At 68.9% G+C, this 8,696-nt stretch carries 9 protein-coding genes and 1 pseudogene; 5 read left to right on the forward strand and 5 right to left on the reverse strand.

The annotated features are described in order from the left end of the window. Window positions 1–13: 13 nt before the first annotated feature. Window positions 14–430, forward strand: a pseudogene (arfB, locus tag E9998_RS19330) (alternative ribosome rescue aminoacyl-tRNA hydrolase ArfB); the annotation flags it as partial. Here arfB and E9998_RS19335 read toward each other — a convergent pair. The 4 genes from E9998_RS19335 to E9998_RS19350 all read right to left on the reverse strand — a co-directional run bounded on the left by E9998_RS19335 (window position 431) and on the right by E9998_RS19350 (window position 3,112). Continuing rightward, window positions 431–1,390, reverse strand: a complete 960-nt coding sequence (locus E9998_RS19335) for a glycoside hydrolase family 43 protein (protein WP_204745541.1) — start codon at window positions 1,388–1,390, stop codon at window positions 431–433. Between the two features lie 48 nt (window positions 1,391–1,438). After that, entirely contained in the window at window positions 1,439–2,029 is a 591-nt protein-coding gene (locus E9998_RS19340; RefSeq protein ID WP_240037683.1) for an IMPACT family protein, read from the reverse strand. A gap of 40 nt (window positions 2,030–2,069) precedes the next feature. Then, the gene (locus tag E9998_RS19345) at window positions 2,070–2,681 is read right to left on the reverse strand and encodes a response regulator (RefSeq protein WP_420842457.1); all 612 of its coding nucleotides are present in this window, start codon (window positions 2,679–2,681) and stop codon (window positions 2,070–2,072) included. 62 nt (window positions 2,682–2,743) lie between these two features. After that, window positions 2,744–3,112 carry a CBU_0592 family membrane protein gene (locus E9998_RS19350; protein WP_136531329.1) on the reverse strand — a complete coding sequence of 123 codons (369 nt, stop codon included), beginning with the start codon at window positions 3,110–3,112 and terminating at the stop codon, window positions 2,744–2,746. A gap of 205 nt (window positions 3,113–3,317) precedes the next feature. On the opposite strand from E9998_RS19350, the gene E9998_RS19355 reads away from it, so the two are divergent. The 4 genes from E9998_RS19355 to E9998_RS19370 all read left to right on the forward strand — a co-directional run bounded on the left by E9998_RS19355 (window position 3,318) and on the right by E9998_RS19370 (window position 7,604). Next, window positions 3,318–4,256, forward strand: coding sequence for a LysR family transcriptional regulator (locus E9998_RS19355; RefSeq protein ID WP_136531330.1), 939 nt, complete (start codon window positions 3,318–3,320; stop codon window positions 4,254–4,256). 94 nt (window positions 4,257–4,350) lie between these two features. After that, window positions 4,351–5,700 carry a UDP-N-acetylglucosamine 1-carboxyvinyltransferase gene (locus E9998_RS19360; protein ID WP_136531331.1) on the forward strand — a complete coding sequence of 450 codons (1,350 nt, stop codon included), beginning with the start codon at window positions 4,351–4,353 and terminating at the stop codon, window positions 5,698–5,700. Between the two features lie 47 nt (window positions 5,701–5,747). Continuing rightward, window positions 5,748–6,311 (forward strand): hypothetical protein, encoded by a 564-nt coding sequence (locus E9998_RS19365; protein ID WP_136531332.1) that lies wholly within the window; start codon window positions 5,748–5,750, stop codon window positions 6,309–6,311. A gap of 183 nt (window positions 6,312–6,494) precedes the next feature. Then, entirely contained in the window at window positions 6,495–7,604 is a 1,110-nt protein-coding gene (locus E9998_RS19370) for a type I restriction endonuclease (protein WP_136531333.1), read from the forward strand. Between the two features lie 129 nt (window positions 7,605–7,733). Here E9998_RS19370 and E9998_RS19375 read toward each other — a convergent pair. Continuing rightward, window positions 7,734–8,696 (reverse strand): DUF2264 domain-containing protein (locus E9998_RS19375; protein WP_136531334.1); only part of this gene is annotated, 963 nt, incomplete at its 5' end.

Raw genomic sequence — 8,696 nt, forward strand, 5'->3', positions numbered from 1 at the left:
CGAAGGCCCGACCATGCCCGTGACCGTCACCGACCGGTACACCGTCCCCGACGCCGAACTCCACTGGCGGTTCTCGCGCGCTTCGGGACCCGGCGGCCAGGGCGTCAACACCACCGACTCCCGCGTCGAACTCGTCTTCGACCTCGCCGCCACCAAGGCCTTCCCCGCCGCGCTGGTCGAACGCGCCCTCGAACGCCTCGGCGACCGCGCCGCGGGCGGCACCGTCGTCGTGGTCGCCTCCGAGTTCCGCTCCCAGCTGCGCAACCGCGAAGCCGCGCTCGAACGCCTCGGTGAGCTCCTGCGCCGCGCCATCGCCGCCCCGCCGCCCTCCCGCAGGGCCACCAAGCCCTCCAAGGGCGCCAAGCGGCGGCGCATGGAGGACAAGCGCCGCCGCTCCGAGGTCAAGAAGGGCCGCAAGGCCACCGGCGACTTACGACTCCGGCAGCGGCCGACCGAAATCGGGCGTGCCGTCGGGCCGCCAGCCGAACGGCTGGACCCGGCAGTGCCGATCGGGGTTGTCGAGCGGGTCGCCCTCGATCTCGGCGTAGGCGCGCGCATGGAACACCAGGAGGTCGCGGCCCTCCTCGTCGACGGTGAACGCGTTGTGGCCCGGCCCGAAGATCCTGTGCTCGGCGTCGGTGGCGAACACCGGGACCGGGCTCTTGGACCAGGAGGCCGCATCCAGCAGGTCCGCTTCGGCGTCGGCGCTGAGCAGCCCCACGCAGTACTCCGCGCCCGTGCCCGCCGCCGAATAGGTCACGAAGACCCGGCCGCCGCGAACGATCGCGTACGGGCCCTCGTTCACCGCGAACCGCACCGTCTCCCACGGCAGTTCGGGGCGACTGATCTCCACCGGGTCCCCCGCGAGCGTCCACGGGTCGGCGAGTTCGGCCAGGTACAGGCTCGTATTCGTGCCCGGCAGCGCCGGGTTGTGCTGCGCCCAGCACAGGTAGCGGCGCCCGCGGTGCGCGAACGTGGTCGCGTCCAGGGAGAACGAGTCGATCGGGGTGCGGATCTGGCCCTTCTCCACCCACTCGCCCTCGCGGGGGTCGGCGCTGCGGTTCTCCAGGACGTACATGCGGATGCGCCACACGTCGGCCGTCGCCGACTCGGCCTCGCCCGCCGCGAAGTACACGTACCAGGCCCCGTCGATCCAGTGCAGCTCCGGCGCCCAGATGTGCGAACCCATCGCGCCCTCCGCGTGGCGCCGCCAGATCGTCGTCTCCTCCGCGTCGCGCAGGCCCGCGAGCGAATCGGCCGAACGGATCACGATCCGGTCGTACGCGGGCACCGTGGCCGTGAAGTGGTACCGGCCGTCGGTGTGGCGCAGGATCTGCGGATCGGCCCGTTCGAGGATGAACGGGTTCGCGAACGCCTTGTTATCGTTCACAATCGGTGGGGTCATCACTGCCTCTCAAAACTCGCTGACCCCCGAACTCTACAACTCCACCCGCGACCGACCCGCCGGCTCGACCACCGCCGCACCCGCCGTCTGCCCCGCCAACCACCCCACCAGCAACTCCGCGTCCGCACACGCCAGATCGAACACCACCTCCGACCCGAACGACACCCCCCACAACCGCACGTCCTCACGCAACCGCAGCAGCCCCTCCAGGCTTCCCGCCGACCCGTAGTCCACCCGCACCGACAACCGCGTCCACCACGCCAACTCCACCGCACCCGCCGCGTCCAACGCCGCCGACACCGCACCCCCGTACGCCCGCACCAGACCCCCCGCACCGAGCTTCACCCCGCCGAAATACCGCGTCACCACCGCCAGCACCTCGGTGAAACCACGCCCCCGCAGCACCTCCAACATCGGCACACCCGCCGTACCAGCAGGCTCACCGTCATCACTCGAACGCGCCACCCGACCCTCGTCCAGCACATACGCCGTGCAGTTGTGCGTCGCGTCCCACCGCGCCTTCCGATGCGCACCGATCCGCCCGCGCGCGTCGGCATCCGACTCCACCCGATACAGCGTGCACACGAACCTCGACCGGTTGACCACGGTCTCGGTCTCCGACACGACGACAGCGATCGTCCGCACCGCGCTCAGCCCACAACCCTCAACCCACGACCCCGTGCTCCCACGCCCACGCCGCGATCTCCACCCGATTGCGCGCCGGCAACTTCGCCCGCACCGCCTCCAAATGCGTCTTCACCGTCGACACCGACACGAACAACGCCGAAGCGATCTCCGCATTCGTCCGCCCCCGCGCCACCAACTCCACCACGTCCAACTCCCGCTCCGTCAACACCCGCACCGCCCGCGGATCCTCCACCACCGGCTCGGTCAAACGCTCCAACAACCGCACCGTCACCGACGGCGACACCAACGACTCACCACTCGCCGCCGCCCGCACCGCCTCCACCAACAACGTCGGCCCCGAATCCTTCAACAAGAACCCCGTCGCACCCGAACGCAACGCCCCGTACACGTACTCATCCGTGTCGAACGTCGTCACCACCACGATCCGCGGACCCGTCCCGTTCGCCCCCGCCAACAACGTCCGCGTCGCCTCAAGACCGTCCAACCGCGGCATTCGAATATCGAACAGACACACGTCCGGCTTCAACCGCCGCGCCTCCGCGACCGCCACCACACCGTCAGGAGCGTCCGCCACCACCTCCATGTCCGGCTGCGCATCGATGATCGCCCGAAAACCGGCGCGCACCATCTCCTGATCGTCTGCAATGAGCACTCGGATAGCCACGCCCAGAGCCTAACCGCCCCAAACGGCTACGCCGACGCCCCCGCCAGCTCCCGCGACTCCACCGACACCGACTCCACACCCGCCACCGCACCCCGCGACTCCACCACCGCCGACACCGCGGCCTCACGCTCCAACACCGACCGACGCACCGCCGCGCGCTGACGCACGACGAGGGTCACCGCCACCATCACCAGCCAGGTCCCCTCCAGGAGGATCAGGCCCCAGTCCCGGCCGAGGATCGCCGAGGTCAGCAGGATCGAGCACGCCGTGATCACCAGGCACAGCGACGCCGGACGCGTCGCCTGGAGCCGATGCGTCTGCACCAGCAGGTAATTGGTGATGTACAGGACCGCCCCGCCGATCTGGAGCAGAATGCGTACGTCGAAGTCGTGCATGGGAGTTCCTCGGAGAATGGGCGTGCGGAGGCCCCGCGCCCTGGTGAGAGCGACGTGCGGACCTGGGAGAGCGCTGCGCCGAAACGGCCGAAGATTCACGCTCAGGATCGAGGTTAAGGACCCATTGGTCCGGCTACAACACCTTGATGACGCGAGTTTGCGAAACTCATCGTGAAGCGGCGACTAAAGCGAACGGAGGCCCGCGGTGATCGACCTCAGACGCCTCCACGTGCTCCGCGCCGTCGCCCACCACGGCACCGTCTCCGGCGCCGCCAAGGCCCTCCACATGTCCACCTCCGCGGCCTCCCAGCAGATCCGCCTCCTCTCCAAAGACCTCGGCGTGCCCCTCCTCGAACCCGTCGGGCGCGGCGTGCGCCTCTCGGCCGCCGCGCACATCCTCATCGCCCACATCGACGCCATCGAAGCCATGTGGCGCCTCGCCGAGGCCGAGATCCAGGCGACCGAGGGCGAACCCTCCGGCCTCCTGCGCCTGTGCGGCTTCCCCACCGCCATCGCCACGCTCCTCGCGCCCCTGGTCGACACCGCCCGCGACCGCCACCCCGCCCTCGAACTGCGCCTGCGCGAATCCGAGGCCTCCGAGAGCTTCGACCTCCTCTTCGCCGGGGACGCCGACCTCGCCCTGGTCGAGGCCACCCCCGACAACCCGCCGCCCGAGGACATCCGCTTCGACGCCCGCACCGTCTTCAACGACCCCTTCGACCTCGTCGTGCCCGGCGACCACCGCTGCGCCGACGCCGCGGACGTCGACCTGCGCGACCTCGCCCGCGACCCGTGGGTCCTCGGCGTCCCCGGCTCCATGCACCGCCGCCACGTCCTCACCGCCTGCTCGAACGCGGGCTTCCGCCCCACCGTCACCGGCGAGGCCCGCGAGTGGCTCGTCATCGCCGTCATGGCCGCCCACCGGATGGGCGTCGCCCTCATCCCCCGCCTGGTCGACCTCCCCCACCACCTCGACCTCGTCCGCGTGCCCGTCTCCGGGCCCTTCACGCCCTTCCGGCACTTCCAGGCCGTCACCCTCCGCGGCGGCGCCCGCAGGCCCGCCGTCGCCGCCGTCATGGAACTCCTGGACGAGCGCATCCGCGCCGCCGAAGGCATCGGCCCGCCGCCTCGAACACGACCGTGAAGCCGCCCAAGGCCTCAGAACCCCCGGCCTGAGCTGCGCGGACCGTTGAACGCGATTGCCCCAACTGGACACTGAAACCCGTTACGCTGACCGCATGTTCGAGTACGGCGGTGAAACCGGCATCCCGGCCACGGGCCCCCGGCACCTTCGGGTGCGAGGCGGCGCCGTGCTCTCGGGATCGATCGACGTGAAGACCTCCAAGAACGCGGGCGTCGCACTCCTGTGCGCCAGCCTCCTCAACCGCGGCACCACCACACTGCGGCGCGTCGCGCGCATCGAGGAGGTCAACCGCATCCTCAGGGTGCTCGGCTCCATGGGCGTCGCCTACGAGTGGATCGGCGACGACGGCGACCTGCGCCTGACCCCGCCCGAACGCCTCGACCTCACCCGCATCGACGCCGACGCCGCCCGGCGCACCCGGTCGATCATCATGTTCCTCGGCCCGCTCCTGCACGACTACGCCGAGTTCGAACTGCCCTTCGCCGGCGGCTGCGAGCTCGGCGACCGCACCGTCGAGCCCCACATGGTCGCCCTGCGCCGCTTCGGGCTCTCCGTCGAGTCCTCCCGCAGCGCCTACCGCGCCACCGTCAAGGACCAGGTCGACCCGCCCGGCACCATCGTCCTGACCGAACGCGGCGACACCGTCACCGAGAACGCCGTCATGGCCGCCGCCCGCTACCCCGCGCCCACCGTCATCCGCAACGCCTCGTGCAACTACATGGTCCAGGACCTCTGCTTCTTCCTCGAACGCCTCGGCGTCCGCATCGACGGCGTCGGCACCACCACGCTCACCGTCCACGGCCGCGAGGACATCGACGTCCCCGTCGACTACGCGCCCTCCGAGGACCCGATCGAGGCCTGGAGCCTCGTCTCCGCGGCCGTCGTCACCGCCTCGGAGATCACCGTCCGCCGCGTCCCCATCGAGTTCGTCGAGATCGAACTCGCCCTCACCGAGGAGATGGGCCTGGTCTACTCCCGCAGCGACGAGTACCTGGCCGCCAACGGCCGCACCCGCCTCGCCGACCTCACCGTCTACCCCTCGCCGCTGCGCGCGCCGATGGACAAGATCCACCCGATGCCCTTCCCGGGCCTCAACATCGACAACCTGCCGTTCTTCGCGCTCATCGCCTCGTGCGCCGAGGGCTCGACCATGATCCACGACTGGGTCTACGAGAACCGCGCCATCTACCTCACCGAGCTCAACCGCCTCGGCGCGAAGGTGCGCCTGCTCGACCCGCACCGCCTCGCCGTCGCCGGGCCCGTCGACTGGAACGGCGCCGAGGTCGTCTGCCCGCCCGCACTGCGCCCGGCCGTCGTCCTCCTCCTCGGCATGCTCCGCGCCGGGGGCACTTCCGAACTGCGCCACATCAACGTGATCCACCGCGGCTACGAGCAGCTCGCCGAACGGCTCCAACTCCTCGGCGCCGAAATCGAGCCGTTCTGACCCATGGACGCGGCGGTCACCGGCGACCGTATGTGACACTTCCACTCATGAACTTGCCCTCCGATGTGCCCCCGCAGGCGTATGCGCTCCTCAACCTCCTCCAGGCGCACCTCAAGCACCTGGACAAGGTCCAGGGCGAGGCGCTGCCGAGCCCGCAGTGGGAGGCGACGGTCGAGTCGACGCGGACGGTCGCGGCCGTGAAGGCCCCGGGCCAGGAGGTCACCGCCGCGGACATCCCCATGATCGTCGGCACCGGCTCCCCCGACCGCCGCAGGCGCCTGTACACCTCGATGCCCGTGCCCCCGGACGTCGCCGCCCTCGCCGACGAGTCCGAAGTGGCCCTCTTCGCCTACAACCGGCGCGGCCGCCTCCAACCCGCCAACCGCACCGCCACCGAGGCCCAGTCCCGCGCCTGGTACCCGCCCGCCAAGGCCATCGCCCCCATGCGCATCCTCGACGAGACCGTCTGGGAACCCGTCGCCGCCGCCACCGGAGACAGCGGCCGCCCCTCCCTCCTCGAAGCCGCCGCCGGCTGGCTCGTCCTCCTCATCGTCATAGCCTTCATAGCCGCCATCGCCTACCTGGGCCTCTGGTACTTCGACATCCTCTGATCCCGGTCGAATGGGTGAAAGCATTGCAGACCGAGGCATTGCCATGCCATTCGGAACGCATTCCGAACCGTCACCTGATCGAGTCGACACACGGTATTGCCCGCCTGTTCACCGCTCGATACGATCCCCCTCAAGCGAAGCCGATTCGCAGCCCTTCGCCATGACTTTGCAAAGGAGCGGGACATGGATTTCAATCAGCAGGTTGCCGCACTCATCACGAAAGTCCGGAATCAGCGCGATCTCATCCAGACGGAGGAGGCCGCCAAGAACGCCTTCATCATGCCCTTCATTTCGACGGTCCTCGGATACGACGTCTTCGACCCGCAGGAGGTCGTCCCCGAGTTCACCGCCGACGTCGGCCTGAAGAAGGGCGAGAAGATCGACTACGCCATCCTCCACGACGGCGAAGTGCAGATCCTCATCGAGTGCAAGCGCCCGCAGGACTCGCTCACTTTCGAGCACGCCTCTCAGCTCTACCGGTACTTCGCCGTGACCAATGCCCGAATCGCGGTGCTCACCAACGGCGTCGCCTACCAGTTCTTCACCGATCTCGACGCGCCGAACCGCATGGACGCGAAGCCGTTCCTGGTGCTCGATTTCGACGACCTCGACGAGATGTTGCTGCCGGAATTGCGAAAACTGACCAAAGAGTCCTTCGACCTCGACTCGATCATCAGCGCCGCCGAAGAACTGAAGTACATCGGCCAGATCAAACGATCGCTCACGACGCTTTTCAAAGAGCCCGAGCCCGACTGGGTCAAATTCCTCACCGTGCGGGTCTACGAGGGCTCATTCACGCAGCGAGTGCGCGAGCAGTTCACTCCCCTGGTCGCGAAGGCCTCGGCGCAGTTCCTCAACGACCAGGTCAACAGCCGCCTTCAGTCCGCGCTCGGCTCCAGCTTCCCGATGCCCGCCGAGCCCGAGCCGATCGAGGCCGCCGCCGACCACACCGAGCCCGAACCGGAGGGCGACCGCGAGTCCGAGGTGGAGACGACCCTGGAGGAGATCGGCGGCTACCAGATCGTGAAGGCGATCGCGTGCAGTGAAGTCAAGCCGCACCGGATCGTGCAGCGCGACGCCAAGAGCTACTGCGCGATCCTTCTGGACGACAACAACCGCAGGCCCGTAGCCCGACTGCACTTCAACGGCAAGTCCAAGAAGTACCTGAGCACCTTCGACGAGGCGAAGACCGAGACCCGCCATCTCCTCGGTTCGCTCGACGACATCTACCTCCACGCCGACGCCATCCGCGGCGTGGTCCGAAGCTACATCGACACGGAAACCCCCGACTGAGCGGCTGCGCATGACAAACGGCCTTCGGAACTCCTGCACCGCATGGAGTTCCGAAGGCCGTTGTTCTTGATGAGTACGCGGCGAAGCCGTGTGCTTTTTAGGGTTTTGTCTGGTTTTAGAGGAGAGGCTTTAAGCCTCGGTGCCGATATATATCAGAGATTTCAGGATGTGTTTGCCCGGTTCGAGGACGCCTCTGAGGACGGGGAGCACGGTGTCGGGCCAGTAGAGGTGGGTGCCGGGCACGGGTTCGATGACCTCGGCTTCGCGGGTGGCGGCGGGGTCGATGATTTCGGAGCGGATGCCCTGGCCGGTGGCGGTGGCGCGGGAGTCGCCGGTCTCGGAGGTGTGGCCGGGTTTGGGGACGCACCAGCCGCCTTCGCCGGTGTGGAGTGTGCGGCCGGTCTCGATGACGTGGACGCGGGCGTGCCAGCCGTCGACGGCCGCTTCGAGGGAGGTGGTGATGGTGACGTCGTCCCAGGGCTGCCAGTTGACGGTGATCACGCCGTTCGCGTCGATCGAACCCTCGTCGGAGTCCTCACGGCCGCGCCAGTGGCGGCCGTCCTCGGAGAGCATGAGCGCGCCGTCGGGCGCCGCGGCGGCGAGGCCGGGACCGGCGACCGCATGGGAGAACCCGGCGAGCGAGGAGTACGCGAACTTCCCGTAGGAAGCCTGTCCCCCACGGGCCCAGGGATGCCAGGCCTGGCCGTTGAGGCGGGTGACGTGTCCGGTTTCGTCTCTGATGTGGACGGCACGAGCGGCCTTGTGCGGGGCCACCACAGGGCCCGGAAGGGTGGGCGTAGAGGTCCAGAACGGGTGCTCGGGGCCGACGAGCAGACCGGTGAAGACCTTCATCGCCCACCACGGCGAGCCTGCGGTGAGGTACTGCTCGACCACCGAGTTGTTCGGGTAGCCGTAGCCGACGGTCAGGCGTCCTTCGGGATCGAGGATCGGCTTGTCCCACCACCACTCGAGATGGCGGCGGGCGTAGCCGGCGACCTCAGGCCACGGGACGGCTTCGACGTCGGCCGCGGCCAGCGCGGACCACAGGGAGCCTTGGGCGAACCGGTAGCCCATGCTCCGCCCGTAGGGGAC

This window comes from Glycomyces paridis (assembly GCF_004912155.1).
In the GTDB taxonomy this organism is placed as follows: domain Bacteria; phylum Actinomycetota; class Actinomycetes; order Mycobacteriales; family Micromonosporaceae; genus Glycomyces; species Glycomyces paridis.